We start from the raw sequence: 26,124 nt of genomic DNA, 5'->3' as shown, positions 1-26,124 counted from the left end.
TCTGGGCCGCCAACGGGTCCAACGAGGTGATGCTGCACCTGCTCCAGGCCTTCGGCGGGCCGGGCCGCACGGCGTTGTCCTTCGCGCCGACGTACTCGATGTACCCCGAGTACGCGCGCGACACGTCGACCACCTGGGTGGCGGGGCGTCGCGCCGACGACTTCAGCCTCGACGTGACGCACGCCGCCGCCATGGTCGCCGAGCACGCCCCGAGCGTCGTGCTGCTGGCCAGCCCCAACAACCCGACCGGGACCGCCCTGCCCACCACGACCGTCCTGGCGGTGCTCGACGCCGCAGCGCGCGTGCCGGGGGGCTGCGTCGTCGTCGTCGACGAGGCGTACGCCGAGTTCCGGCGGGCCGGCACGCCGTCGGCCCTCGAGCTGCTCGCCGACCACCCGCACCTGGCCGTGAGCCGCACGATGTCCAAGGCGTTCGGGATGGCCGGTGCGCGGATCGGCTACCTCGCGGCGGCGCCGGCCCTGGTCGACGCCCTGCGCGTGGTCCGGCTGCCCTACCACCTGTCCGCCGTGACGCAGGCCGTCGGGCGCGCCGCGCTCGCGCACGCGACCGAGCTCATGGCCCAGGTGGGCGGCCTGCGCGAGACCCGGGACGAGACCGTCGCGTGGCTGCGCGAGCGGGGGCTGACCGTCGCGGACAGCGACGCGAACTTCGTGCTGTTCGGCCTGTTCGACGACCGGCACGCCATCTGGCAGGGTCTGCTGGACCGCGGCGTGCTGATCCGGGAGACCGGGCCGGACGGGTGGCTCCGGGTGTCGATCGGCACCCCGGAGGAGATGGCGGCCTTCCGGGACGCCCTGGTGGAGGTGGCTGGACTGTGAGCAACGACGTGACGGGGACCCCGCGGCGCACCGCGCGGATCGAGCGGACGACGTCCGAGTCGAGCGTGCTCGTCGAGATCGACCTCGACGGCACGGGCCGCACGGAGATCTCCACGAGCGTGCCGTTCTACGACCACATGCTCACGGCGCTGGGCAAGCACTCGCTCATCGACCTGCGCGTGCAGGCCACCGGCGACACCCACATCGACGTGCACCACACGGTCGAGGACGTGGCCATCGCGTTCGGCGAGGCCCTGCGGGTCGCCCTGGGCGACAAGGTGGGGATCAGCCGGTTCGGTGACGCCGTCGTCCCGTTGGACGAGGCGCTGGCGCAGGCCGTCGTCGACGTGTCCGGCCGCCCGTACCTCGTGCACTCCGGGGAGCCGGAGGGGCAGGAGTACCACCTCATCGGCGGGCACTTCACGGGCTCGCTGACGCGGCACGTCCTCGAGTCGATCGCCCACCACGCGGGGATCTGCCTGCACGTGCGGGTGCTCGCCGGCCGCGACCCGCACCACGTCGTCGAGGCGCAGTTCAAGGCGCTCGCGCGCGCGCTGCGGGCCGCCGTCGCGCTCGACCCGCGGGTGCAGGGCGTGCCGTCGACCAAGGGCACCCTGTGACGCGTCGGCCCGCGGAACGGGCACGCGCCGGTGCCCGCGGGGCCGGCGCATGAGCGACGAGCTCGCACCCGTCGCCGTGGTCCTCACGCAGGTGGCGGCCGCGCAGGGCCTGGCGGCGGCATGCGCCATGGGCAAGGTCGCGGTCGACGCGGTGCCGACGCCGATCGGCGCGGTCGCGGTGTGCCGCGACACCGCGGACGGCGAGCCGGAGCGGGTGGCCCACGTCATCTCGCGGCTCGTCGCGCACAGCCACGCGGTGCTCGTGGTGCAGCGCGACGGCCGGCTCACTGCGAGCCGGTGGTCGGCGGGGGAGCGTGGCGAGGACCTCGCGGCCGGTCTGCTGCTCGACGGCGCCCCGCCGCAGGTCGAGGCACTGCTGCTCGGCACGGCCACGGCGGCCGACCTCGAGGGCACGGTGAGCTCGGTGGGCATGTCCCGCTGGCGGGCCACCCGCCTGCTCGCCTCGGCAGCCCGTGTCGCCCGCGGCGCAAGCCGCCCGCCCGCCGCCGGCTCCTGAGCGCGTGCCAGGCAGCGGTCCGCGCGCTCGGTAGACTCCGCCGGTGACCGCCCCCCACGTCGTCGTCCTCGACTACGGCTTCGGCAACGTGCGCTCTGCCGTGCGCGCCCTCGAGCGCGTCGGCGCCCGCGCGGAGCTCACCGCCGATCCGCGCGCCGCGGCCGAGGCGGACGGCCTCGTCGTGCCGGGCGTCGGCGCCTTCGCCGCCGTGATGGCCGGGCTGCGCGCCGTGCGCGGCGACCAGATCATCGGCCGTCGGCTGGCCGGTGGCCGGCCCGTCCTCGGCATCTGCGTCGGCATGCAGGTCATGTTCGAGGCGGGTGACGAGCACGGCGTCCACACGCAGGGCCTGGGCGAGTGGCCCGGGCTGGTGGACCGCCTCGAGGCCCCCGTCGTGCCGCACATGGGCTGGTCCCTGGTGGACGCGCCCGCCGACTCGGTGCTCTTCGACGGCCTGGCAGGCGAGCGGTTCTACTTCGTGCACTCCTACGCCGCGCGCTCGTTCGCGGAGCTCGGGGGTGGCCGGATGAACCCGCCGAAGGTCACGTGGGCCGAGCACGGCGGGCCGTTCGTCGCCGCCGTGGAGAACGGCCCGCTGTCGGCCACCCAGTTCCACCCCGAGAAGTCCGGCGACGCCGGCGCGCACCTGCTGACCAACTGGGTCACCAGCCTGAAGGGATCCTGAATGCCCGCCACCCCCCGCCTCGAGCTCCTGCCGGCCGTCGACGTCGCCGACGGGCAGGCCGTGCGCCTCGTCCAGGGCGAGGCCGGCTCGGAGACCTCCTACGGGTCGCCGCTGCAGGCCGCACTGGACTGGCAGGCCGGCGGCGCCGAGTGGATCCACCTCGTCGACCTCGACGCGGCCTTCGGCCGGGGGTCGAACGCCGCGCTGCTCGCGCAGGTGGTCGGCGCGCTCGACGTGCGCGTCGAGATGTCCGGCGGGATCCGCGACGACGCCTCCTTCGAGCGCGCCCTCGCGACCGGCTGCACCCGCGTCAACCTCGGCACCGCCGCACTCGAGGACCCGGACTGGACGGCGAAGGTCATCGCCGAGCACGGGGACGCGATCGCCGTCGGGCTCGACGTGCGCGGCACCACGCTCGCGGCTCGCGGCTGGACGCGCGAGGGCGGGGACCTCTGGGAGGTGCTCGAGCGGCTCGACGCCGCAGGCTGCGCCCGGTACGTCGTCACCGACGTCACCAAGGACGGCACGCTGCGCGGACCGAACATCGACCTGCTGCGCGAGGTGTGCGCCCGCACGTCCGCGCCCGTCGTCGCCTCGGGCGGGATCTCCAGCCTGGCCGACCTCGTCGCGCTCCGCGCCCTGGTGACCGACGGCGTCGAGGGCGCCATCGTCGGCAAGGCCCTCTACGCCGGGGCGTTCACGCTGCCCGAGGCGCTGGACGTCGCGGGCCGACCGTAGTGGTGGGCTGCGGGGGCGCCGCCGGGACGGGGCCCAAGGAGCTCCCGCCGACGTCGGCGTTCGCGCACGACGACGGCAGCGCCGACCCCGGGCTCACGGCGACCCTCGCCGCCCACGCGGCCGGTGAGGTCGACGTCGCGGCGGTGGTCGCCGCGCTCGTCGGCACGCGCGTGCTCGTCCCGGTGCTCGCCCACGAGGCCGGTCATGGTCCGGGCGAGCCCTCGGAGCAGGACGGCGGCGCGGGTCCCGGGGACGGCGCGGCGCACGCCGACGACGCCGGCAACGGTGACCGCGAGGGGTCGACGGCCGTGGTCGCGCTGCGGGTGCCCGACGGGCGCACGGCGCTGCCGGTCTTCACCGGGGTGGCCGCGCTGGCCGCGTGGCGTACCGACGCCCGCCCGGTCCCGGCCGAGATCGCGCGCGCCGCGGCCTCGGCGCTCGCCGAGGGCTGGCAGGTGATGGTCCTCGACCCCGCCGGTCCCGTCACCGTGGTGGTGCCGCGCCCCGCCGTCCAGGCGCTCGCGATCGGCCTGCCGTGGGACCCGGCCGTGCGTGGCGGCGTCGTGCGGGCCGATGTGCGCGCGGCCGTCGAGCGGGTGCTCGTCGGCGTGCCGCACGTGCGCACGGTGGTCGTCGAGCCCGGGCGGCGCAGCGAGCTCGCCGTGGTGCTCGGTCTGAGCCCCGGCCTGGCACGGGACGCCCTGACCGCCGTCGTGGACGAGGTCAACGCCCGGCTGGCGGCCGACCCGATGGTCGCCCAGGTCGACTCGCTCGAGCTGCGCCCGGTCGCGGCGGGCTGAGCCGCCCGATCGGGTCCGCTCGGGCGCCGCTCACCGGCACCGATGCCCGCGCCGGCGCAGGGCGCAGGCGAGCACCGTGACCGTCAGCGCCCCCACGGCCGAGCCGACCAGCGCCACGCGCGTGAGGTCGAACGCCGGCTCCCAGCGCACCGTCGAGCCCTCGACGACGTAGACGCCCACCGGCGTCACGCGCAGGCCGAAGCCGCCGCCGCCGCCCGACCCCGCGTCCGGGCCCGATGCCGACGCGCCCAGACCGTCGCTCGTGCCGTACCCGGCCCCGCCGCCGCCCATGACGCGCGCCACCGGGACGATCGTGACGTCCCCCTGGCGGATCGGCTCGCCGAAGGCGCGGCGCACCGTGAGCGCGTCGGCCGCCCGTCGGACGATGCCCCAGGGGCTCCCGTCGCGGCTCGCGCGTCCGCGTCCGCGTCGGCCGGTGTCGTGGTCCTCGTGCAGCTGCTCGCTCATGGGCTCATCGTGCACCCGCGACGCGCGACGCGTCAGCGGTGGCGGTGCACGGCCCGACCGGTGCGGGTGGTCACGGCGTGCACGTGGTCGTGGGCGTGAAGGCGCCGTCGTCCGCGAGGAGCGTGCGCAGCGTGCTCACCGGGACGATGTAGCTCTGGTCCGCGGCGTTCTTGGCGTACACGACGCCGACCACGCGCCCGTCGGCGTCGAGCACCGCCGAGCCGGACGAGCCCGGCTCCACCTGGGCGTCCGCGACGAGCACCTCGCCGAGGTTCTCGTTGAGCGGGTCGCGCGTGGTGCCGATCACCTCGCCCGTTGTCAGCGTGAGCACCCCGCCCTCCGGGTAGCCCACGACGGTCACGGCGTCGCCGATCACCGGGTCGGCCTCGGCCAGCTCCGGGAACGACGGCAGCTCCGCCGCGGTGCGCACGACGGCGAGGTCGGCCAGGGCGGCCGTGCTCGAGGCCGTCACCGCGATGTCGCGACCGTCGTACGTGGACACCTGCAGCTCGGCCGAGTCCGCCACGACGTGCCGGTTGGTGATGAGGGTCGTCGCGTCGATGGCGAAGCCGGAGCCGGTCGACAGCGACGAGCAGCCCACGTTGCGGACCCGCACCGCCATCCGCTGGGCCTGCTCGAAGCCGTCGGGGGAGAGGTTGCCGGTGCCGGACGGCGTCGGCGAGGGCGCCTCGCTGGGTACGAACCCGGTCACAGCCGGGCCCGGCATCCGGGGCACCTGCTCGACCACGGAGCAGCCGCCCATGCCGAGTGCGAGCGTCGTGAGTGCGACGACCGTTGCAGCGGCCCGACGCGTCATCGTGCGAGCTCGCTCTGCAGCGCCGTGTTCGCCTCGGTGGCCGTCTGGCACAGCTCCTGGACGCTCGTGGCGTACTGGTCGAGCTCGACCGGGTCGTACTGCGCGGCGTTCTCCATGTACCCGATGAGCTGGTTCTGCCCCTGGACGCACTGGTCCAGCGCCAGGGCCACCCGGCCGGCGGCCTCGGAGACGCGCTCCTGGTAGTCGACCAGCTGGCGCTGGATCTCGCGGTCGTCGCCCAGCTGGGCCTTCTCGTCGGCGAGCTCGACGATCCGGGCCTGCGCCGTGCCCAGCTGGGCCCGCACGGCCTCGAGCTCCGCCTGCACGTCGGCCAGCTCGGTGCGCGTCGTGGCGATCTCGGTGCCGAGCGCCTGCGACGCGACGAGGTACTCCTCGGCGCGCGCCTGCCAGGCGTCCGACGTGCGCCACAGGTAGGCGCCGGCCACCGCACCGACGACGGTCGTCACGGCGAGCAGCGCGACGGGCCAGCGGCGCCGCTGCGGGCGCGCGCGGACGCCGGACCACGGCGGCGGCTCGTGCGGGCCGACGGCCGGGCCGACGACCGAGGTCACGTGCGGTGCGACCGGCGGCGGCAGGGTGGGCGGGGTGCCCCCGGACGTGGAGCCCTGCGGCAGGAACACCTGGGGTGCGACGACCCCGGGCAGCGCGGAGTGCCGCGGCGGCGGGTGCGGCGCGTCGGGGCGTCCGGGCGGGTCCTGGCTCACGCGTCCAGGATAGGAGGCCGACCGGGGGGTCGGCGCGGCCGCCCGCTCAGCTGACGGGTCCGGTGAGCAGCTCGCCCGGTCCCTGGCCGATCGGGTCCGGGTACGGCGACGCCTCGCGGAAGGCGAGCTGGAGCGAGCGCAACCCGTCGCGCAGCGAGCGGGCGTGCTGGCTGCCGAGGTCGGGTGCCGATGCCGTGACCAGGCCGGCCAGCGCGACGATGAGCTTGCGGGCCTCGTCGAGGTCGGTCAGGTCCGCGCCGCGTGCGCCGTCGGTGTCCGGGCTCAGCCCGCACTTGACCGCTGCGGCGCTCATGAGGTGCACCGCCGCGGTGCTGATCACCTCGACGGCCGACACCTCGGCGATGTCGCGGGTCGCGCCGTCGAGCTCGGGCGTGCGGGACGGCGCGGCCGCCGCATCGGGCAAGGGGGCGTCGGTGGCGTGGCTCATGGCCCGATCCTGCCAGGTGCTACCCTGGAGCCTGACCGACCGGTGAGTCGTGCCTGCGCAGTGCAGGCAAGGCCCGCCGGTGCACAAGTGGAGCCTCTCCCACCCAGGCGCCGACCGTCCCGTTCACGCGGGCGACAGGTACCGGGTCCGGTCCGTCGGTCGTCGGCGCCAGCCGCGGTCGGACGTCGGTGCTGCCCTCGGGCGCGTGACGTCGTACGGACTCCAGGCCTCCGCGCGAGCTCGGTAGCGGAGGCCTTCTCCGTGTCCGGTGGTCGTACCGACGCACCACGAGGAGTCCCACATCAGCGAGCCCCGCATCAACGATCGGATCCGCGTCGCCGAGGTCCGCCTGGTCGGCCCCAACGGCGAGCAGGTCGGCATCGTCCGCGTGGAGGACGCCCTGCGGCTGGCGCAGGAGGCCGACCTCGACCTGGTCGAGGTCGCCCCCGACGCCCGGCCGCCGGTCTGCAAGCTCATGGACTTCGGCAAGTTCAAGTACGAGGCCGACATGAAGGCGCGTGAGGCCCGGCGCAACCAGGCCAACACCGTCCTCAAGGAGATCCGTTTCCGCCTGAAGATCGACCCGCACGACTACGGCACGAAGAAGGGCCACGTCGAGCGCTTCCTCAAGGCGGGCGACAAGGTCAAGATCATGATCATGTTCCGCGGTCGCGAGCAGTCGCGCCCGGAGATGGGCGTGCGCCTGCTCCAGCGCCTGGCCGACGACGTCGTCGAGCTCGGCTTCATCGAGAGCATGCCCAAGCAGGACGGGCGCAACATGATCATGGTGCTGGGGCCGACGAAGAAGAAGGCCGAGGCCAAGAACGAGCTGCGCCGCAAGGCCCAGGAGACCGACGCCCCGGCCGGCGCTCCCGCCCCTGCCGCAGCTCCGGTCGCCGCGCCTGCGATCGCGCCCGCCGCTGCTGCCCCGGTCGCCGCGCCTGCTGCCGCTCCGGTCGCCGAGCCCAGCCCGGCGCCCGTCGCCGAGGCGGCTGTGGTCGAGGCGCCCGCCGTGCAGGCCGAGGCCGCGCCGGCACCGGTCGCAACCGCGCCGGCACCGGTCGCACCGAGGGCCGCCGCGGCCCCCAAGGCCTCCGCGGCGCCTGCTGCCCCGAAGGCTCCGGCCGCTCCCCGGGCTCCGGCCGCGGCCAAGGCTCCGGCAGCGCCCGCGGCGGCTGGCACCCCGGAGCCGGCCGCGGCGACGCCCGCGCCGGTCCCGGTCGTGGCGAAGCCGACCACGCCGAAGCCGGCCACGCCGAAGCCGGTCGCAGCCGCGCCGCGACCGGCAGCCCGGCCGGCACCGTCCCCCCGCCCGGCGAAGCCTGCGAGCCCCGTCGAGCCATGACCGTGTGCGGGCCACCGCCTGCACGACGACCGCGTCGCCCACCTGGACGACCTGAAGAAAGCGAGCACACCAGTGCCGAAGAACAAGACGCACAGTGGTGCGAAGAAGCGGTTCCGGGTGACCGGCACCGGCAAGCTCATGCGTGAGCAGGCCGGCGCGCGCCACCTGCTCGAGCACAAGTCGAGCCGTCGGACGCGTCGTCTCGCCTCCGACCAGCCCGTTGCGGCCGTCGACGTCCCCAAGATCAAGAAGCTGCTCGGCAAGTGAGCCCCGCGGGCGCCCAGCGCCCCGGACTCACCTGTGAGCCCCCGAACCCAAGGAGCATCACGTGGCACGCGTGAAGCGGGCAGTCAACGCCCAGAAGAAGCGCCGGACGACCCTCGAGCGGGCCGCCGGGTACCGCGGTCAGCGGTCCCGGCTGTACCGCAAGGCCAAGGAGCAGGTCACCCACTCCATGGTCTACGCCTACCGCGACCGCAAGGCGCGCAAGGGCGACTTCCGCAAGCTGTGGATCCAGCGGATCAACGCGGCCTCGCGAGAGCAGGGCCTGACGTACAACCGTCTCATCCAGGGCCTCAAGCTCGCGGGCGTCGAGGTCGACCGTCGCGTGCTCGCCGACATGGCCGTCAACGACGCGCCGGCGTTCAACGCGCTGGTCAAGGTCGCCAAGGACGCCCTGCCGGCCGACGTCAACGCGCCGTCGGCAGCCTGATCCCACCCCACCGGACGCCCGGCCGATGCCCGAGCTGACCAACCCCCGCGCCGAGCGGGTCAAGGCAGTCCGGGCGCTGGCCGGGCGTCCCGTGCGTGAGCGCCGCGGCCGGTTCCTCGTCGAGGGGCCGCAGTCGGTGCGCGAGGCCGTGCGGCACGCGCCGCGCCGCGTCGAGGACCTCTACCTCACGCCCGCGGCCGCCGAGCGGTACCCCGAGATCGTCGCGGCGGCCCGCGTCGGCGGCGTCGCCGTGCAGCTCGCTGCGCCCGACGTGCTGGAGGCGATGTCACCGGACGCCCAGGGCGTGCTCGCCGTCGTCGAGACGTGGGCGACCACGCTGGACGCGATCCTCGCCGGCCGGCCCCGGCTGGTCGCCGTGCTCGCCGCCGTCCGTGACCCGGGCAACGCGGGCACCGTCATCCGCGCGGCCGACGCCGCCGGCGCGGACGCCGTGGTCCTCGCCGGGCAGAGCGTCGACGTCTTCAACCCCAAGGTGGTCCGCTCGACCGCCGGTTCGCTGTTCCACCTGCCGGTGGTGCGCGGCGGCACGGTGACCGACGTGGTCTCCCGGCTCCAGCTCGCCGGGCTGAGCGTGCTCGCCGCCGACGGCGCGGGCGACCTCGACCTCGACGACCTCCTCGACGCCGCGGCCGCAGCGCCGCGCGACACCGACGACGGGCCCGGCCCGCGGCGGCCGGACCTGCGGGCGCCCACGGCGTGGCTCTTCGGCAACGAGGCCTGGGGCCTGCCGGCCGAGGACAGGGACCGCGCCGACGCCGTCGTGCGCGTGCCCCTCCACGGGCGGGCGGAGTCCCTCAACCTCGCCACCGCCGCGGCGGTGTGCCTCTACGCGAGCGCCCGCGCCCAGCGCTGACGCGCGTCGGGGCGCTCAGTCCTCCGACGGCATGAGGATCCACAGGATCGGGTAGACGATGAGCTGGCTGCCCGGCACGAGCATGAGCACGAGCACGAAGAGCAGTCGCGCCGGCCACGGGTCGAGCCCGAACCGGCGGCCGAGCCCGGCGCACACGCCACCGAGGACGCGGCCGTAGCGCGGGCGGACGAGCCCGTCGCGGGCGAGGCTTGCGGGGATGTCGGGCATGGCGGGCTTCTCCTGGGTCGACGGGCGCCCTGGTGGCCCCCGTGTGCTTCCACCCTGACGTGCGCGGGCCGTCGTGCCCATCCGGTACCCCCCGGGTGCGCCCCTGAACCATCCCTGACGCCGCCCCTGACCTCGCCCCGGGCCGACGCCGGGTGCGCCATGCTCGGGGGATGCGACTGTTCGCCGCCCTGCGCCCGCCCGTCGAGGTGCTGGACCACCTCGGAGCGGCCCTCGACGCCGTCGGCCGCCGCTCGGACGAGCGACCCGGTGCCCTGCGGTGGGTCGCGCCGTCCGACCAGCACGTGACCCTCGCGTTCTACGGCGAGGTGCCGGAGGGGCGCATGCCGGAGCTCACCGACGACCTCGCGCGCACGGCGCACGGCGTGCTGCCGTTCGCGCTCGCGCTGAGCGGCGCGGGGCTCGTGGACCGACGGGTGCTGTGGACGGGCTGCGCGGGGGACACCGCCGCGCTCGCGGGGCTCATGGCGGGCGCCGCCGCGGCGGCACCGACGGCGGTGGCCGACGGCCGGGTGCGCTCGCGCGCCCACCTCACGGTGGCACGTGTCCGGGACCGAGCCGGGCGGAACGACAGGCAGAACGACGGGTCGCGCGGCCCCGGTGGTCGTGCGCGCCCCGCGGGGCTGTCACCCGCCGAGGTCGTGCGGGCCCTTGCGGTCTACCGCGGGCCGGTCTGGACGGTCGAGGAGCTGGTCCTCGTCGAGTCCCGCCTCGGCGCCGGACCGCACGGCGGCCCGCTCTACACCGACGTGGCGGAGCTGCCGCTGTGGTCGCAGCGGGCGGTCCCGAGGGCGGACCGCGCCCTGTGGCAGGATGGCCGCCATGGCGCAGCACCCCGCAGCGGCGAGTGATCGCCGATTTACCGGGCCCGCAGGTGGGCCGCGCGGCTGAGCCGCGCACGGGGAACAGCACGGCCGTTCCGCGACAGCCCACGGCGGGCCGCAGCACCCTGCCCAGCGCCACCTCGCACCCTCGGAAGGCCCGCATGTCCGACTCGCTCTCGCCCCTCGACGCCCCCGGGATCGACGCGGCCGTCGACACCGCGCTCGCGGCCTTCGCCGCCGCGACCGACCTCGACGCGCTCAAGGAGGCCCGGCTCGCGCACGTCGCCGAGCGCAGCCCCATCGCGCTGGCCAACCGCGCCATCGGCGGTCTGCCGGGCGCGGACAAGGCCGTGGCCGGTCGCCTGCTCGGGGTCGCCAAGGGCAGGCTCGGTGCGGCGCTGGCCCAGCGCCAGGCCGAGCTCGAGGCCGACCGCGACGCGCGCGTGCTGCTCGAGGAGTCCGTCGACGTCACGCTGCCCGTCGACCGCGCCCCGCGGGGCGCGCGGCACCCGCTGGAGCGGATGCAGGAGCGGATCGCCGACCACTTCGTCGCCATGGGCTGGGAGATCGCCGAGGGCCCGGAGCTCGAGGCCGAGTGGTTCAACTTCGACGCGCTGAACTTCGGCGTGGACCACCCGGCACGCCAGATGCAGGACACCTTCTTCGTGGAGCACCCGGACGGGCCCGACGCCGGACCGTCCGGCCTCGTGCTGCGGACCCACACGTCCCCGGTGCAGGCGCGCGCGCTGCTGGAGCGTGACCTGCCGGTCTACATCGCGTGCCCTGGCCGCACCTTCCGCACGGACGAGCTCGACGCCACCCACACGCCCGTCTTCCACCAGGTCGAGGGCCTGGCCGTCGACAGGGGCCTGACGATGGCGCACCTCAAGGGGACGCTCGACCACTTCGCGCGCGCGATGTTCGGCCCCGAGGCGCGCACGCGGCTGCGGCCGTCGTTCTTCCCGTTCACCGAGCCCTCCGCCGAGATGGACCTGTGGTTCCCGCAGAAGAAGGGCGGACCGGGCTGGATCGAGTGGGGCGGCTGCGGCATGGTCAACCCCCACGTGCTGCGGGCGTGCGGCGTGGACCCCGACGTCTACACGGGCTTCGCGTTCGGCATGGGCATCGAGCGAACGCTCATGCTGCGCCACGGGATCGCGGACATGCACGACATGGTCGAGGGCGACGTGCGCTTCTCGCTGCAGCTCGAGGGGACGATCTGATGCCGCGCATCCCGCTGACCTGGTTGGCCGACCACGTCGCCCTCCCCGCCGGCACCACAGCCGAGCTGCTGGCCGCCGACCTCGTGCGCGTGGGCCTCGAGGAGGAGGCCATCCACCCCGCGGCCGTCACGGGCCCGCTGGTCATCGGCCGCGTGCTGGAGCGCACGCCCGAGCCGCAGAAGAACGGCAAGACGATCAACTGGTGCCGCGTCGACGTCGGCGTCCACAACGAGACCGGGCCCGACGGCGTGGCCTCGCGCGGGATCGTCTGCGGGGCCCACAACTTCGGGCCGGGGGACCTCGTCGTCGTCGCGCTGCCGGGGGCCGTGCTGCCCGGGCCGTTCGCCATCGCGGCGCGCAAGACCTACGGCCACGTGTCCGACGGCATGATCTGCTCGGTCCGCGAGCTCGGCATCGGCGAGGAGCACGACGGGATCCTCGTTCTCGACGAGGCCGCGCTGGCCCGCTTCGGCATCGCCGCGGCGGACGCGGTGCCCGGCACGGACGCGCTGGGGCCGCTGGGCCTGGGCGAGGAGGTCCTGGAGATCAACGTCACGCCGGACCGCGGCTACTGCTTCTCGCTGCGCGGCGTCGCCCGCGAGTACGGCCACTCCACCGGCGCGGCGTTCACGGACCACGGCCTGCCCGACGGCGGCGCGGACTCGCGCCCGGCCGGCGGGGGGTTCGCGGTCGAGGTCGAGGACGACGCCCCGATCCACGGCGCACCCGGCTGCGACCGGTTCGTCGCCCAGGTGGTCCGCGGCGTGGCGGCCGCCGGACCCTCGCCGCAGTGGATGCAGCGGCGGCTGACCCAGGCCGGGATGCGCCCCATCTCGCTCGCGGTCGACGTCACCAACTACGTCATGCTCGACCTCGGGCAGCCGTTGCACGCCTACGACCTGGCCACATTGGCCGAGCCCATCGTCGTGCGCCGTGCCGCCGCGGGCGAGCGCCTGACAACGCTGGACGGCACCGACCGGGCGCTGGACCCCGAGGACCTGCTCATCACGGACGGCGGAGCCGGCACACGCGCCGGGCGGGTGCTCGGGATCGCGGGCGTCATGGGCGGTGCAGACTCCGAGGTGTCGGCCGCCACGACCGACCTGCTCATCGAGGCGGCGCACTTCGACCCGGTCTCGATCGCCCGGTCGGCCCGGCGCCACCGCCTGCCCAGCGAGGCCTCCCGGCGCTTCGAGCGTGGGGTCGACCCGGCCCTGCAGCGCGTCGCGGCCCGCCGCGTCGTCGAGCTTCTCGTCGCGTACGGTGGCCCGGCGGTCACCGTCGACGACGCCGTGACGGATGTCGACACGACGACCCCCCCGGAGCCGATCGCCCTGTCGCTCGACCTGCCCGCCCGGATCGTCGGCGTCGGCTACTCCCGCGAGGAGGTCGCCGCGACGCTGACGCAGATCGGCTGCACCGTCGGCGACGCCACGGGCGGCGTCGCGCGCGTGGACGTGCCCACCTGGCGGCCGGACCTGGTGGCGCCGGTCGACCTCGTCGAGGAGGTCGCCCGCCTGCGCGGGTACGACGCCATCGACTCCGTGCTGCCCGTCGCGCCGGCCGGCCGCGGGCTGACCCGTGGACAGCGCGCGCGCCGCGACGTCGCGGGTGCGCTGGCGGACGCGGGGCTGGTCGAGACGCTCAGCTATCCGTTCATCGGGTCGCACCAGCTCGACGAGCTGACCCTCGGCCCCGACGACGCGCGCCGACGAGGGGTGCGCCTGCTCAACCCGCTGGCCGACACCCACCCGATGATGCGGACCACCCTGCTCGTCACGCTGCTCGACACGGCGCGCCGCAACGTCGCGCGCGGGACGTCCGACGTCGCCGTCTTCGAGATCGGGCTCGTGACGCTCGGCGGCGGCGGGACCGACCCGTCCGCTGCGGCGCCGCGACTGCCCGGCGGTGTGCGGCCCGACGACGCGGCGCTGGCGGCGCTCGACGCCGCGGTCCCGGCGCAGCCCCGCCGCGTCGCCGGCGTGCTGGCCGGCCGCCGCGAGCCCGCCGGGTGGTGGGGGCCCGGCCGCCGGGCCGACCACACCGACGCGATCGCCGCGGCGCTGCTCGTGGCCCGGACGGTCGGGGCCGAGGTCACCGTGACCGCCGACGCCGACCATGCCCCCTGGCACCCGGGCCGCACGGCGGCGCTGCGCACGGCCGACGGCACGCTCGTGGGGCACGCCGGGGAGCTGCACCCCTCGGTCGTCGCGGCGCTCGACCTGCCGGACAGGTCCGTCGCGTTCGAGGTCGACCTCGACGCGCTCCTGGCCGCCGCGCCAGCCGAGCCGCGCCAGGCCCGAGCGGTCTCGACCTTCCCGGTCGCCAAGGAGGACATCGCGCTGGTCGTGGACGCCGCCGTCCCCGCGGGCGAGCTCCTCGACGCGGTCCGGGTCGGGGCGACGTCGTCCAGCGCGGGCGACATCCTCGAGGACCTGCACCTCTTCGACGTGTACACCGGCGCCCAGGTCGGCGAGGGCCGCAAGTCGGTGGCGTTCTCGCTGCGGCTGCGCGCGGCGGACCGCACCCTCACGTCCGCCGAGGCCCTCGCGGTCCGCGAGTCGGCTGTCGCCGAGGCGGCCCGCCGGTGCGGCGCCACCCTGCGCGCCTGACCCCTCCGCCCGTCGACGCCCGGTGGCCGGTCCTGGTCGGGTTCCGGGTGTCGCACGCCCGGGGCCCGACCAGGACCGCTCGCCGCGGAGGTGAGCCGGTGGAGGCCGGTGGTCAGGGCAGGAGGAGGACCTTGCCCGTCGTCGCGCGGCCTTCGAGGGCGCGGTGGGCGTCGGCCGCCTGGTCCAGGCGGTAGCGGGACCCGATCCGCACGGCGAGCGTCCCGGCGGCGATCGCACCGAGCAGCGCGTCCGTGCGCCCGAGCAGCTCGGCGCGGGTCACGACGTAGTGGCCCAGCGTCGGGCGCGTGAGGAACAGCGACCCCCCGGCGGCGAGCCGCTGCGGGTCGACCGGGGGCACGGGTCCGGACGAGCCGCCGAAGAGGGCCAGCCCGCCGCGCGGGCGCAGGCTCGCCAGCGACGCATCGAAGGTGGCCCGGCCGACCCCGTCGAACACCGTGTGCACCCCGGCCCCGCCGGTCCGCGCGCGCACCCACTGGGGCAGCTCGCGCGCCAGGTCGCCGAGCAGGTCGTAGCGCAGCACGTCCGTCGCCCCGGCGGCGCGGGACAGCTCCTCCTTGTGCGGCGAGGACACCGTCGTGAGCACGCGTGCCCCGCGCGCCACGGCGAGCTGGGTGAGCAGCAGGCCCACCCCGCCGGCACCGGCGTGCACGAGCACGTCCTGCCCGGGCAGCACCGGGAAGGTCGCGTCCACGAGGTAGTGCGCCGTGGCGCCCTGGAGCAGGACGGCGGCCGCGACGTCGAGGTCGACCGTCTGCGGCACCGGGACGGCCTGCGTGGCGTCGACGAGGACGCGCTCCGCGTACGAGCCGGCCGTCCCGGCGAGCCACGCGACGCGGTCGCCGACGGCGGTCGCCGGCCCGGTGGCGTCGCCCGCGGACGGCCCGACCGCCAGCACCACCCCGGCGCCCTCGCTGCCGACGACGTGCGGGAAGGCCATGGGGTACAGCCCGGACCGCCGATAGGTGTCGATGAAGTTCACCCCCGCGGCGGCGACCTCGACGAGCAGCTGGCCCGGACCTGCGACGGGCTCGGGCGCCTCGACGACGGACAGGACCTCGGGACCGCCCGCGGCGGTGGCCTGGATGACGCGCATGCCCGAGGAACGCCCGGCGCGCCCGGCGGGTTCCCCGAGAACATGCAGCGGCGTGTATATTCATGCACATGTCGATCAGGGTCGCCGTCTCCGGCGCGAGCGGGTACGCCGGCGGCGAGGTGCTGCGCCTGCTCGCCGCCCACCCGGACGTCGAGATCGGTGCCGTCACGGCCCACTCGAACGCCGGCGACCTGCTCGGCGCCCACCAGCCCCACCTGCGCTCGCTCGCCGACCGGCTGCTCGAGCCGACGTCCGCCGCGACCCTCGCCGGGCACGACGTCGTGGTCCTCGCGCTGCCGCACGGCGCGTCCGGCGCCGTCGCGGCGCAGCTCGGCCCCGACGTCCTGGTGCTCGACTGCGGCGCAGACCACCGGCTCGTCGACCCGGCCGACTGGGCGGCGTTCTACGGCTCACCGCACGCCGGGACCTGGCCGTACGGGATGCCAGAGCTCCTCCTCGCCGGCGGCGGACGCCAGCGGGACGCGCTCGCCGGCGTCCGCCGCATCGCCGTGCCGGGCTGCAACGTCACCGCGGTCACCCTGGGTGTCCAGCCGGGTGTCGCGGCGGGCGTCGTGGACGCGTCCGACCTCGTCGCGGTGCTCGCCGTCGGGTACTCCGGGGCCGGCAAGGCCGCCAAGACCCACCTCATCGCCGCCGAGGGGCTCGGCTCGGCCGCGCCCTACGCCGTGGGCGGCACCCACCGGCACGTCCCCGAGATCGAGCAGAACCTGCGGGCCGCCGGGGCGGCGAGCGTGCGGGTCTCGTTCACGCCGGTCCTGGTGCCGATGTCCCGGGGCATCCTCGCGACGACGACGGCGCCGCTGGTGCAGGGCACGTCCGCTGCCGAGGTGCGCGCGGCGTGGGAGGCGGCCTACGCCGACGAGCCGTTCGTCCACCTGCTGCCCGAGGGCCAGTGGCCGACCACCGCGATGACCGTGGGGGCCAACACCGCGCTGGTCCAGGTGGCCGTCGACGCCCGCGCCGGCCGCGTGGTCACCGTCACGGCGCTGGACAACCTCGTCAAGGGGACCGCCGGCGCCGCCGTGCAGTCGATGAACATCGCCCTGGGCCTGCCGCAGACCCGGGGGCTGACCGTGGACGGAGTGGCCCCGTGAGCATCACCAGCCCCGCCGGGTTCCGGGCCGCCGGCGTCACCGCCGGCCTCAAGGCCTCCGGCCGCCCGGACGTCGCCCTCGTGGTCAACGACGGCCCGCGGCACGTCGGGACCGCGGTGTTCACCACCAACCGCGTCGTCGGGCACCCCGTGACGTGGTCGCGCCAGGTCGTCACGGACGGCGTCGTGCACGCCGTCGTCCTCAACAGCGGCGGGGCCAACGTGTGCACGGGCGCACCCGGGTTCGCCGACGTGCACGTCACGGCCGAGCTGGTCGGGTCCACCCTGGGGATCTCGCCCGGGGACGTCGTCGTGTGCTCGACGGGACTCATCGGCGAGCGGCTCGCGATCGACAAGGTGCTCGCGGGCGTCACCGCCGCTGCCGCCGCGTTGACCTCGGACGGCGGCCCGGACGCCGCCGTCGCGATCATGACCACCGACTCGGTGCCCAAGCAGGTCCACGTGGTCCGCGACGGCTGGTCCGTCGGCGGGATGGCCAAGGGCGCCGGCATGCTCGCGCCGGCGCTGGCGACGATGCTCGTGGTGCTGACCACCGACGCCGTCGTCGACGCCGCGGACGCCGAGGCCGCCCTGCGCGCCGCGACGCGCACGACGTTCGACCGGATCGACTCCGACGGTGCGATGTCCACGTCGGACACCGTCACCCTGCTGGCATCGGGCGCGAGCGGGGTCGGCGTCGACCGCGCGACCCTCACCGAGGTGCTCACCGAGGCGTGCGCCTCGCTGGCCCGCCAGCTCATCGCCGACGCCGAGGGCGCGACGCACGACATCGCCGTGCGCGTGCTCAACGCGCAGACCGAGGACGCCGCCGTCGCGGTGGCCCGCGCGGTGACCCGGTCCAACCTGCTCAAGGCGGCGATCTTCGGCAACGACCCCAACTGGGGCCGGGTGCTGGCGCAGGTCGGCACCGTGCCGGTCGAGGTCGCGGCGTTCGACGCCGACGCGCTGGACGTCGCCATCAACGGCGTCCAGGTCTGCCGCGCCGGCGGGGTGGGGGAGTCCCGCGACCTCGTGGACCTGGCCTCGCACCGCGAGGTGCACATCGAGATCGACCTGCACGCCGGGGACGCCGAGGCCACCGTGTGGACCAACGACCTCACGCACGACTACGTCCACGAGAACAGCGCGTACTCGACATGAGCGAGGGGACCGCCGCCATGACCGAGGGGTTCGTCTTCGACACCCGCACCGACCTCGACCCCGCGCAGAAGGCCGAGGTGCTCATCGAGGCGCTGCCGTGGCTGCAGGAGTTCGCGGGGGCGATGTTCGTCGTCAAGTACGGCGGGAACGCCATGATCGACGACGACCTCAAGCGCGCCTTCGCCCAGGACATGGTCTTCCTGCGCCAGGTGGGCCTGCACCCCGTCGTCGTGCACGGCGGCGGGCCGCAGATCTCCACGATGCTCGACCGGCTCGGCATCGCCAGCGAGTTCCGCGGGGGCCTGCGGGTGACCACCCCCGAGAGCATGGACGTGGTCCGGATGGTGCTCACGGGGCAGGTCTCGCGCGAGCTCGTCGGCCTGCTCAACGCCCACGGCCCGTACGCGGTGGGCCTGTCCGGCGAGGACGGCGGCCTGCTGCGCGCCCGCCGGCGCGCGGCGATGGTCGACGGCGTCGCGGTGGACGTCGGTCAGGTCGGTGACGTGGTCGAGGTCGACCCGCGGGCCGTCCAGGACCTGCTCGACGCTGGCCGGATCCCCGTGGTCTCGACGGTCGCGCCCGACATCGACGACCCCACCCAGGTGCTCAACGTCAACGCCGACACCGCGGCCGCCGCGCTCGCCGTGGCGCTCGGCGCCCGCAAGCTCATCATCCTCACCGACGTCGAGGGGCTCTACACCAGCTGGCCGGACCGCACCTCCCTGGCCCGCCAGATCCGCGTCTCGGCGCTCGCGGCGCTGCTGCCGGGGCTCGAGTCCGGCATGGTCCCCAAGATGGAGGCCTGCCTGCGCGCGGTGCGCGGCGGGGTGCCGCAGGCGCACGTCGTCGACGGCCGCAAGGCGCACTCCGTGCTCGTCGAGGTCTTCACCGAGCGTGGCATCGGCACCATGGTGCTGCCGGACGACCTGCGCACCGGCGCGCTGCCGATCGTGCACGCGGCCGCGTCTTCGGCACCACGGGACGGCGCCCCGTGAGCGCCGTCGTGCCAGCGGCCGGCCAGGGCGAGGCCGTCCCCGTCGCGGAGGGCTCGGCTGCGCAGTGGTCGGACCGGTACTCGGCCGCGCTGATGAACACCTTCGGCGCGCCCCGCCGCGTGCTCGTGCGCGGCGACGGGGTGTACGTGTGGGACGCCGACGGCCGGCGGTACCTCGACCTGCTCGGGGGGATCGCGGTCAACGCGCTGGGCCACGCGCACCCCACGCTCACCGCGGCGATCAGCGCCCAGCTGGGCACGCTCGGGCACGTGTCGAACTTCTTCGCCACGCCCACCCAGGTCGCGCTGGCCGAGCGGCTGCTCGCGCTCGCCGAGGCGCCAGACGGGTCCCGGGTGTTCTTCACCAACTCCGGCACCGAGGCGAACGAGGCCGTCGTCAAGATGGCCCGGCGCACGGGCAGGCCGCGCATCCTCGCCCTGGAGGGCTCGTTCCACGGGCGCACGATGGGTGCGCTCGCGCTCACCCACAAGCCCGCGTACCGCGAGCCGTTCGAGCCGCTGCCGGGCGGCGTCGAGTTCCTCCCGTTCGGTGACCTGGCTGCGCTCGAGGCCGCGATGGCGGACGACGTCGCGGCGCTCGTGCTCGAGGTGGTCCAGGGCGAGGCCGGGGTGCGTCCCCTGCCCGCCGGCTACCTCGCCCGCGCTCGCGAGCTCGCCGACACCCACGGGGTCCTGCTCGTGCTCGACGAGGTGCAGACCGGGATCGGCCGGACCGGGGCGTGGTTCGCCTTCCAGCACCCCGACCTCGGGGCCGGGGTCCGCCCCGACGTCCTCACCCTGGCCAAGGGGCTGGGCGGTGGCTTCCCCATCGGCGCGGTCGTCGCGTTCGGCTCGCGTGCCGCGGCCCTGCTCGGGCCGGGGCAGCACGGCAGCACCTTCGGGGGCAACCCCGTCGCGGCGGCCGCCGGCCTGGCGACGGTCGGTGTGCTCGAGCGCGACGACGTCCTGGCCCACGTGCGCGAGCTCGGCGCCGGCCTCGCGGCGGCGCTCGCCGCGGCCGGCCCGATGGTGCGCGAGGTGCGGGGCACGGGACTGCTGCTGGCCGTCGAGCTCACCGCTCCCGTGGCGGCCCACGTCGCCGACCTCGCCCTTGCGGCAGGCTTCATCGTCAACCCCGTGACGCCCAGCGCGCTGCGCCTCGCGCCGCCGTTGGTGCTCACCGCGGACCAGGTCGCGCCGTTCGTCGCCTTCCTCGCGGCGCTCGACCCGTCCGCCGACCCGGCGCTCGCGCCTGAACCACCGCTCGCCCCCGACGCACCGAAGGAGCCCAGCTGATGGTCCGCCACCTCCTGCGCGACGACGACCTCACGCCGGCCGAGCAGCGCGAGGTGCTCGAGCTCGCCGTCCGGCTCAAGGCCGACCGGTTCGCGCAGCGCCCGCTCGCCGGCCCGCAGACCGTCGCGGTGCTCTTCGACAAGCCCACCCTGCGCACCCAGGTGTCGTTCAGCGTCGGCATCACCGAGCTGGGCGGGTTCGCCATGGTGGTGGACGGCCGGCTGGCCCAGATCGGCGTCCGCGAGTCCGTCGCCGACGTCGCGCGGGTCCTCGGGCGTCAGGTCAGCGCGATCGTGTGGCGCACGTTCGAGCAGGCCCGGATCGAGGAGATGGCCGCGCACGTCCACGTCCCCGTGGTCAACGCGCTCACCGACCAGTTCCACCCGTGCCAGGTGCTCGCCGACCTGCAGACGATCGCCGAGCACACCCCGGGCGGCGTCGGCGCACTGGCCGGCCGCACGCTCGCGTACGTCGGCGACGGCGCCAACAACATGGCGCACTCCTACCTGCTCGCGGGGGCGACCGCCGGGCTGCACGTGCGGATCGGCACGCCCGCCGGCCGGCAGCCGGACGCCGGGGTGCTCGCGGACGCCGCGGCGATCGCCGCGGTCACCGGCGGTTCCGTGACGGTCACGGCCGATCCTCGGGCGGCGGTGGCCGGCGCCGACGCCGTGGCGACCGACACGTGGGTGTCGATGGGCGACGAGCGCTCCGCGCAGGAGGCCGAGGACACCTTCGGCGCGTACCGGGTCGACGCCGCCCTGCTGACGGCAGCTCCGGACGCCCTCGTGCTGCACTGCCTGCCCGCGTACCGCGGCAAGGAGATCACCGCGGAGGTGATCGACGGCCCCCGCTCGGTGGTCTTCGACGAGGCCGAGAACCGGCTGCACGCGCAGAAGGCGGTGCTGACATGGCTGCTCGCACAGCGATGAGCCGGCCCGATGCCACCGCCGCCGTGCCGGCGACCAAGGCGGCGCGGCATGCGCTCATCACGCGGGTCCTCGCGCGGTCGGCGGTGCGATCGCAGGGCGACCTGGCCGCAGGACTGGCCGCCGAGGGCCTGGTCGTCACGCAGGCGACGCTGTCGCGTGACCTGGTCGAGCTGCGTGCGGTGCGGATCCGGGCCGCCGACGGCACCCTGACGTACGCCGTGCCCGGTGAGGGCGGCGACCGCACACCGCACGTCTACGAGACCAGCGAGCAGCTCGCGGCCAGGTTGGCCCGGCTGTGCGCGGAGCTGCTGGTCACGGCCGAGTACTCCGGCAACCTCGTGGTGCTGCGCACCCCGCCGGGGGCAGCCCAGTTCCTCGCCTCCGCGATCGACCACTCGGTCATGTCCGGGGTGCTCGGCTCGATCGCCGGCGACGACACGGTTCTGGTGATCAGCAGCGACCCCGACGGCGGGCCGGCGCTGGCGCAACGATTCCTCGATCTCGCGGGTGGCCGCGAGAACGGACGAGACACGGAGGACATGACGTGAGCAAGGTTCTGACGGAGCTGCCGATCGGCGAGCGGGTGGGCATCGCGTTCTCGGGGGGCCTGGACACCTCGGTCGCCGTGGCCTGGATGCGGCACCGGGGCGCGATCCCGTGCACGTACACCGCCGACCTGGGCCAGTACGACGAGCCCGAGATCGACAAGGTGCCCGGCCGGGCGATGGAGTACGGCGCCGAGCTGGCGCGTGCCGTCGACTGCAGGGCCGCGCTCGTCGAGGAGGGGCTGGCCGCGCTCGCGTGCGGCGCGTTCCACATCCGCAGCGGCGGCCGCGCGTACTTCAACACGACCCCGCTCGGCCGCGCGGTCACCGGGACGCTGCTCGTGCGCGCCATGCAGGCCGACGACGTCGAGATCTGGGGCGACGGCTCGACCTTCAAGGGCAACGACATCGAACGGTTCTACCGCTACGGGCTGCTCGCCAACCCGTCGCTGCGGATCTACAAGCCGTGGCTCGACCAGGCGTTCGTCGCCGAGCTGGGCGGGCGGGCGGAGATGAGCCAGTTCCTGGTGGAGCATGCGCTGCCGTACCGCGACAGCGCCGAGAAGGCGTACTCGACCGACGCGAACATCTGGGGTGCCACCCACGAGGCCAAGACGCTCGAGCACCTCGACGTCTCGCTGGAGACGATCGAGCCGATCATGGGCGTGCGGTCCTGGGACCCGTCGGTCGCCATCGAGACCGAGGACGTCAGGATCGAGTTCGAGCGTGGCCGCCCGGTGGCGATCAACGGCACCCGCTACGACGACCCCGTCGCGCTCGTCCACGAGGCGAACGTCATCGGTGGCCGGCACGGCCTCGGCATGTCCGACCAGATCGAGAACCGCATCATCGAGGCGAAGTCGCGCGGCATCTACGAGGCGCCCGGCATGGCCCTGCTGTTCACGGCGTACGAGCGGCTGGTCAACGCGATCCACAACGAGGACACGATCGCGAGCTACCACGCCGACGGGCGCCGGCTCGGCCGGCTGCTGTACGAGGGGCGGTGGCTGGACCCGCAGGCGCTGATGGTGCGCGAGTCGATCCAGCGGTGGATCGCCTCGGTGGTGACCGGCGAGGTGGTGCTGCGGCTGCGTCGCGGCGAGGACTACACGATCCTGCACACCGCGGGCCCGATGCTCTCCTACCACCCGGACAAGCTCTCGATGGAGCGGACCTCGTCCGCAGCCTTCGGCCCGACCGACCGCATCGGTCAGCTCACGATGCGCAACCTGGACATCGCCGACTCGCGGGCCAAGCTCGAGCTGTACGCCCAGCAGCCGGCCGACCAGGGACAGGTGCTGGTCGAGCACGGCACGCTGTTCGGCGAGCTGCCCGCCGGTGGTGCCGACGTCATCACGGACAACCCGTCGGTGGTCGGCGACGAGGAGGCGGCGCTGGAGAGCGCCGCGATGGATGTCGGGACGGACTGACATGACCACCCCAACGTCCGGCGCCCTGTGGGGCGGCCGGTTCAGCGGCGGGCCCGCGGACGCGCTGGCCGAGCTGTCCCGCTCGACGCACTTCGACTGGCGCCTGGCCCGGCACGACCTCGCCGGCTCGCGCGCCCACGCCCGGGTGCTGCACGCCGCCGGGCTGCTCGACGACGCCGCGCTGGCCGGGATGCTCGACGCGCTCGACGCCCTCGACGCGGACGTGGTCAGCGGGGCGTTCGGTCCGCTGCCCGCCGACGAGGACGTGCACACGGCCCTCGAGCGCGGGCTCATCGAGCGCGCGGGTGCCGACCTGGGCGGACGCCTGCGCGCGGGCCGCTCCCGCAACGACCAGATCGCCACGCTCGTGCGGATGTACCTGCGCGAGGAGACCCGGGTGCTGGCGGGGCTGGTGCTCGACGTCGTCGACGCGCTCGTCGTGCAGGCCGCGGCGGCGGGGGACGCACCCATGCCCGGCCGCACCCACCTGCAGCACGCGCAGCCGGTGCTGCTGGCGCACCACCTGCTGGCGCACGCGTGGCCGCTGCTGCGGGACGTCGACCGCTGGACCGACTGGGACCGCCGGGCAGCGCGCTCGCCGTACGGCTCGGGCGCCCTGGCCGGCTCGTCGCTGGGGCTGGACCCGGCCGCGGTCGCCGCAGACCTCGGCTTCGACGGCCCCGTGGAGAACTCCATCGACGGGACGGCCTCGCGCGACGTCGTGGCCGAGTTCGCGTTCGTCGCCGCGATGACGGGCGTCGACCTGTCCCGCATGGCCGAGGAGGTCGTGCTCTGGGCGACCAAGGAGTTCGGCTTCGTCCGCCTGGACGACGCGTACTCGACCGGGTCGAGCATCATGCCGCAGAAGAAGAACCCGGACGTCGCGGAGCTGACCCGCGGCAAGGCCGGCCGGATGATCGGTGACCTCACGGGGCTGCTGGCGACGCTCAAGGGCCTGCCCCTGGCGTACAACCGGGACCTGCAGGAGGACAAGGAGCCGGTCTTCGACCAGGTCGACACGCTCACGGTGCTGCTGCCGGCGGTCGCCGGGATGATCGCCACGATGCGCTTCGACACGGCGCGGATGGCGGAGCTGGCGCCCCAGGGCTTCTCTCTGGCCACGGACATCGCCGAGTGGCTCGTCCGGCAGGGCGTGCCCTTCCGGGTGGCCCACGAGGTCGCCGGGGCGTGCGTGCGTGCGTGCGAGGGGCGGGGGATCGAGCTGTGGGAGCTGTCCGACGACGATCTTGCGGCGGTCTCGGAGCACCTGACGCCCGCCGTGCGCGCCGTGCTGTCCGTCGAGGGCTCGCTCGCCTCGCGGTCCGCGGTGGGTGGCACGGCTCCCGCGCGGGTCGCCGAGCAGCTGGTCGCCGCACGCGAGCGGTCCGCTGTGCTGCGCGCGTGGGCGCGAGGCTGACATGACGACGCTGGACGTGCTGGTCGAACGGGTGCGCAGCGCACCCGCTCGGCTCGGCACGGTCCGCCTGGTCTGCGTGGACGGGCCGGCCGGCGCCGGCAAGAGCACGCTCGCGGCTCGGCTGGCCGAGCACCTGGGCGCCGCCGTGCTGCACCTGGACGACCTGTACGAGGGCTGGTCCGGCCTCGACCGGGTGTGGGACCGGCTCGAGGCCCAGGTGCTCGCGCCCCTCGCGGCCGGCCGTACCGGTCGCTACCAGCGCTACGACTGGGTGGCCGGCGCGTTCGCCGAGTGGCACGACCTGCCGGTCCCGCCCGTGCTCGTGGTCGAGGGCTGCGGCAGCGCACCGCTGGCGCTGGCGGGGCGGGCGAGCCTCGTCGTCCTGGTGGACGCGCCGCCCGACGTGCGGCTCGCGCGGGGCCTGGCGCGCGACGGCGACGCCCTGCGCGACCACTGGCTGCGCTGGATGGACCTGGAGGCGGTGCACTTCGCCCGCGAGCGCACCCGGGAGCGCGCCGACCTGGTCCTGGACGGCACCGTCCCGCTGCCGTGACCGACGGGAGCAGCCTCGACCGCGGCAGCCTCGACGGCCCCGTGCTCGAGATGGCGCGCTCGCTGCTCGGGGCGCGGCTGACCACGGTGCGAGCGGACGGAACAGTCACCGTGCGGCTCACCGAGGTGGAGGCGTACGGGGGAGCGGAGGACCCGGGCTCGCACGCCTACCGGGGCCGGACCGCCCGCAACGCGTCGATGTTCGGCCCGCCCGGGCACCTGTACGTCTACCGGCACCTCGGCCTGCACCGCTGCGTCAACGTCGTCGTCGGCCCTGCCGGCACGCCGGCCGCCGTGCTGCTGCGGGCCGGCGAGGTGGTGCAGGGTGCCGAGATCGCCGCGGCGCGCCGTTCGGCCGAGGGTGTGACGCGCGGGCCGAGGGACCTCGCGCGCGGCCCGGCGCGCCTGGCCGTCGCCCTCGGCATCGAGCCGGGCTGGGACGGCCTCGACCTGCTCGACCCGGCCGGCCGGGTGCGGCTCGCGCTGGCGGAGCCCCACGGTGGCGTCGACTGGACGCGCGGCATCGTGTCGGATCACGACGTCGTGCGCGACGGTGCGGGCACCGCTCCGACGCACCGCTCGGGCCCGCGGGTCGGCGTCACGGGGCCGGGCGGCCGCGCCGACCGCTTCCCGTGGCGCCTCTGGCTGGCGGACGAGCCGACGGTCTCCGCCTACCGCCCGGCGCCCGCCCGCCGGACCACCGCACCGCGGCCACCGTCGGGCACGGCAGACTAGGGGCTCGACCGCGGGACGAAGGAGCAGGGCGTGCACATCCTGGACGAGCTGGCGTGGCGTGGCCTGGTGGCCAGGACCACGGAGGAGGGTGCCCTGCGCGAGGCGCTGGACGCCGGCCCGGTGACCCTCTACTGCGGGTTCGACCCGACGGCGCCGAGCCTGCACATCGGCAACCTCGTCCAGATCCTCACCGTGCGGCGTCTCCAGGACGCCGGTCACCGGCCGCTCGCGCTGGTCGGCGGGGCCACGGGCCTCATCGGCGACCCGAAGATGACGGCGGAGCGCACGCTCAACGAGCCGGAGGTGGTCGCCGGCTGGGTGGAGCGCATCCGGCGGCAGAT

At 75.4% G+C, this 26,124-nt stretch carries 29 protein-coding genes and 1 pseudogene; 24 read left to right on the top strand and 6 right to left on the bottom strand.

From position 1 onward, the window contains the following. The 6 genes from PKY62_RS05590 to PKY62_RS05565 form a co-directional block, all read left to right on the top strand. Positions 1-839, top strand: an 839-nt coding sequence (locus PKY62_RS05590) for a histidinol-phosphate transaminase (protein WP_324535692.1), incomplete at its 5' end; no start/stop codon positions are given. Beyond that, positions 836-1,459 (top strand): imidazoleglycerol-phosphate dehydratase HisB, encoded by a 624-nt coding sequence (gene hisB, locus PKY62_RS05585; RefSeq protein ID WP_324535690.1) that lies wholly within the window; start codon positions 836-838, stop codon positions 1,457-1,459. The genes PKY62_RS05590 and hisB, both read left to right, overlap by 4 nt. A 49-nt stretch (positions 1,460-1,508) precedes the next feature. Continuing rightward, a complete protein-coding gene (locus tag PKY62_RS05580; protein ID WP_324535688.1) occupies positions 1,509-1,976 on the top strand; it encodes a hypothetical protein in 468 nt (155 codons plus the stop codon). A gap of 43 nt (positions 1,977-2,019) precedes the next feature. Next, positions 2,020-2,661 (top strand): imidazole glycerol phosphate synthase subunit HisH, encoded by a 642-nt coding sequence (gene hisH / locus PKY62_RS05575; RefSeq protein ID WP_324535686.1) that lies wholly within the window; start codon positions 2,020-2,022, stop codon positions 2,659-2,661. Then, on the top strand, positions 2,662-3,399 hold the full coding sequence (priA, locus tag PKY62_RS05570) for a bifunctional 1-(5-phosphoribosyl)-5-((5-phosphoribosylamino)methylideneamino)imidazole-4-carboxamide isomerase/phosphoribosylanthranilate isomerase PriA (RefSeq protein ID WP_324535684.1): 738 nt from the start codon (positions 2,662-2,664) through the stop codon (positions 3,397-3,399). It abuts the gene before it with no gap. Positions 3,400-3,401: 2 nt separating this feature from the next. Further along, complete coding sequence (locus PKY62_RS05565) at positions 3,402-4,199, top strand: SseB family protein (protein WP_324535682.1); 798 nt, start codon at positions 3,402-3,404, stop codon at positions 4,197-4,199. Positions 4,200-4,229: 30 nt separating this feature from the next. Here PKY62_RS05565 and PKY62_RS05560 read toward each other — a convergent pair whose 3' ends face one another. From PKY62_RS05560 to PKY62_RS05545, 4 genes are all read right to left on the bottom strand, one after another. After that, positions 4,230-4,667: a spore germination protein GerW family protein gene (locus PKY62_RS05560; RefSeq protein WP_324535679.1), complete on the bottom strand. Its 438-nt coding sequence runs from the start codon at positions 4,665-4,667 to the stop codon at positions 4,230-4,232. A gap of 70 nt (positions 4,668-4,737) precedes the next feature. After that, on the bottom strand, positions 4,738-5,484 hold the full coding sequence (locus PKY62_RS05555) for a S1 family peptidase (protein ID WP_324535677.1): 747 nt from the start codon (positions 5,482-5,484) through the stop codon (positions 4,738-4,740). Then, complete coding sequence (locus PKY62_RS05550) at positions 5,481-6,209, bottom strand: hypothetical protein (protein WP_324535675.1); 729 nt, start codon at positions 6,207-6,209, stop codon at positions 5,481-5,483. Before PKY62_RS05550 ends, PKY62_RS05555 begins: the two co-directional genes overlap by 4 nt. A gap of 46 nt (positions 6,210-6,255) precedes the next feature. Then, on the bottom strand, positions 6,256-6,657 hold the full coding sequence (locus PKY62_RS05545) for a DUF1844 domain-containing protein (RefSeq protein ID WP_324535673.1): 402 nt from the start codon (positions 6,655-6,657) through the stop codon (positions 6,256-6,258). A gap of 268 nt (positions 6,658-6,925) precedes the next feature. Here PKY62_RS05545 and infC point away from each other — a divergent pair, with 268 nt between their 5' ends. The 4 genes from infC (at position 6,926) to PKY62_RS05525 (ending at position 9,588) form a co-directional block, all read left to right on the top strand. Then, positions 6,926-8,002, top strand: a complete 1,077-nt coding sequence (gene infC, locus PKY62_RS05540) for a translation initiation factor IF-3 (protein ID WP_324535671.1) — start codon at positions 6,926-6,928, stop codon at positions 8,000-8,002. Between the two features lie 72 nt (positions 8,003-8,074). Continuing rightward, positions 8,075-8,269, top strand: a complete 195-nt coding sequence (rpmI, locus tag PKY62_RS05535) for a 50S ribosomal protein L35 (RefSeq protein WP_324535669.1) — start codon at positions 8,075-8,077, stop codon at positions 8,267-8,269. Between the two features lie 61 nt (positions 8,270-8,330). Then, positions 8,331-8,714 (top strand): 50S ribosomal protein L20, encoded by a 384-nt coding sequence (gene rplT / locus PKY62_RS05530; RefSeq protein WP_324535667.1) that lies wholly within the window; start codon positions 8,331-8,333, stop codon positions 8,712-8,714. Between the two features lie 25 nt (positions 8,715-8,739). Further along, positions 8,740-9,588, top strand: a complete 849-nt coding sequence (locus PKY62_RS05525) for a TrmH family RNA methyltransferase (protein ID WP_324535666.1) — start codon at positions 8,740-8,742, stop codon at positions 9,586-9,588. Between the two features lie 15 nt (positions 9,589-9,603). Here the strand turns inward: PKY62_RS05525 and PKY62_RS05520 are convergent, their stop codons facing one another. After that, positions 9,604-9,816 (bottom strand): PspC domain-containing protein, encoded by a 213-nt coding sequence (locus tag PKY62_RS05520; RefSeq protein WP_324535664.1) that lies wholly within the window; start codon positions 9,814-9,816, stop codon positions 9,604-9,606. A gap of 170 nt (positions 9,817-9,986) precedes the next feature. Between PKY62_RS05520 and thpR the strand changes: the two genes are divergently transcribed. The 3 genes from thpR (at position 9,987) to pheT (ending at position 14,493) form a co-directional block, all read left to right on the top strand. Continuing rightward, complete coding sequence (gene thpR / locus PKY62_RS05515; protein ID WP_324535662.1) at positions 9,987-10,685, top strand: RNA 2',3'-cyclic phosphodiesterase; 699 nt, start codon at positions 9,987-9,989, stop codon at positions 10,683-10,685. A 134-nt stretch (positions 10,686-10,819) separates the two neighbouring features. Next, entirely contained in the window at positions 10,820-11,881 is a 1,062-nt protein-coding gene (pheS, locus tag PKY62_RS05510; protein WP_324535660.1) for a phenylalanine--tRNA ligase subunit alpha, read from the top strand. Continuing rightward, a complete protein-coding gene (pheT, locus tag PKY62_RS05505) occupies positions 11,881-14,493 on the top strand; it encodes a phenylalanine--tRNA ligase subunit beta (RefSeq protein ID WP_324535658.1) in 2,613 nt (870 codons plus the stop codon). The genes pheS and pheT overlap by 1 nt, the downstream gene beginning before the upstream one ends. A 112-nt stretch (positions 14,494-14,605) precedes the next feature. Here pheT and PKY62_RS05500 read toward each other — a convergent pair whose 3' ends face one another. Beyond that, positions 14,606-15,607 carry a quinone oxidoreductase family protein gene (locus tag PKY62_RS05500; RefSeq protein WP_324535656.1) on the bottom strand — a complete coding sequence of 334 codons (1,002 nt, stop codon included), beginning with the start codon at positions 15,605-15,607 and terminating at the stop codon, positions 14,606-14,608. Positions 15,608-15,669: 62 nt separating this feature from the next. Between PKY62_RS05500 and argC the strand changes: the two genes are divergently transcribed. From argC to PKY62_RS05445, 11 genes and pseudogenes are all read left to right on the top strand, one after another. Further along, positions 15,670-16,722 (top strand): N-acetyl-gamma-glutamyl-phosphate reductase, encoded by a 1,053-nt coding sequence (gene argC / locus PKY62_RS05495; protein ID WP_324535654.1) that lies wholly within the window; start codon positions 15,670-15,672, stop codon positions 16,720-16,722. Further along, positions 16,719-17,882, top strand: coding sequence for a bifunctional glutamate N-acetyltransferase/amino-acid acetyltransferase ArgJ (argJ, locus tag PKY62_RS05490; RefSeq protein ID WP_324535653.1), 1,164 nt, complete (start codon positions 16,719-16,721; stop codon positions 17,880-17,882). Before argC ends, argJ begins: the two co-directional genes overlap by 4 nt. After that, positions 17,879-18,877, top strand: a complete 999-nt coding sequence (argB, locus tag PKY62_RS05485) for an acetylglutamate kinase (protein ID WP_324535651.1) — start codon at positions 17,879-17,881, stop codon at positions 18,875-18,877. The genes argJ and argB overlap by 4 nt, the downstream gene beginning before the upstream one ends. Beyond that, positions 18,874-20,172 carry an acetylornithine transaminase gene (locus tag PKY62_RS05480; RefSeq protein ID WP_324535649.1) on the top strand — a complete coding sequence of 433 codons (1,299 nt, stop codon included), beginning with the start codon at positions 18,874-18,876 and terminating at the stop codon, positions 20,170-20,172. The genes argB and PKY62_RS05480 overlap by 4 nt, the downstream gene beginning before the upstream one ends. Further along, positions 20,172-21,104 (top strand): ornithine carbamoyltransferase, encoded by a 933-nt coding sequence (gene argF, locus PKY62_RS05475; protein WP_324535647.1) that lies wholly within the window; start codon positions 20,172-20,174, stop codon positions 21,102-21,104. The genes PKY62_RS05480 and argF overlap by 1 nt, the downstream gene beginning before the upstream one ends. Next, on the top strand, positions 21,083-21,652 hold the full coding sequence (locus PKY62_RS05470) for an arginine repressor (protein ID WP_324535645.1): 570 nt from the start codon (positions 21,083-21,085) through the stop codon (positions 21,650-21,652). Before argF ends, PKY62_RS05470 begins: the two co-directional genes overlap by 22 nt. Next, positions 21,649-23,079 carry an argininosuccinate synthase gene (gene argG, locus PKY62_RS05465; protein ID WP_324535643.1) on the top strand — a complete coding sequence of 477 codons (1,431 nt, stop codon included), beginning with the start codon at positions 21,649-21,651 and terminating at the stop codon, positions 23,077-23,079. Before PKY62_RS05470 ends, argG begins: the two co-directional genes overlap by 4 nt. Position 23,080: 1 nt before the next feature. Beyond that, on the top strand, positions 23,081-24,496 hold the full coding sequence (gene argH / locus PKY62_RS05460) for an argininosuccinate lyase (protein WP_324535640.1): 1,416 nt from the start codon (positions 23,081-23,083) through the stop codon (positions 24,494-24,496). A gap of 1 nt (position 24,497) precedes the next feature. Further along, positions 24,498-25,049 (top strand): uridine kinase family protein, encoded by a 552-nt coding sequence (locus PKY62_RS05455; protein WP_324535638.1) that lies wholly within the window; start codon positions 24,498-24,500, stop codon positions 25,047-25,049. Beyond that, entirely contained in the window at positions 25,046-25,783 is a 738-nt protein-coding gene (locus tag PKY62_RS05450; protein WP_324535636.1) for a DNA-3-methyladenine glycosylase, read from the top strand. The genes PKY62_RS05455 and PKY62_RS05450 overlap by 4 nt, the downstream gene beginning before the upstream one ends. A 30-nt stretch (positions 25,784-25,813) precedes the next feature. Beyond that, positions 25,814-26,124: pseudogene (locus PKY62_RS05445) on the top strand (tyrosine--tRNA ligase); the annotation flags it as partial.

Origin of the sequence: Actinotalea sp. (assembly GCF_035443605.1) — a bacterium.
Taxonomy (GTDB): Bacteria; Actinomycetota; Actinomycetes; order Actinomycetales; family Cellulomonadaceae; genus Actinotalea.
Note: the sequence above shows the minus strand (reverse complement) of the source record. Positions and strands in the feature narration are given on the sequence as shown.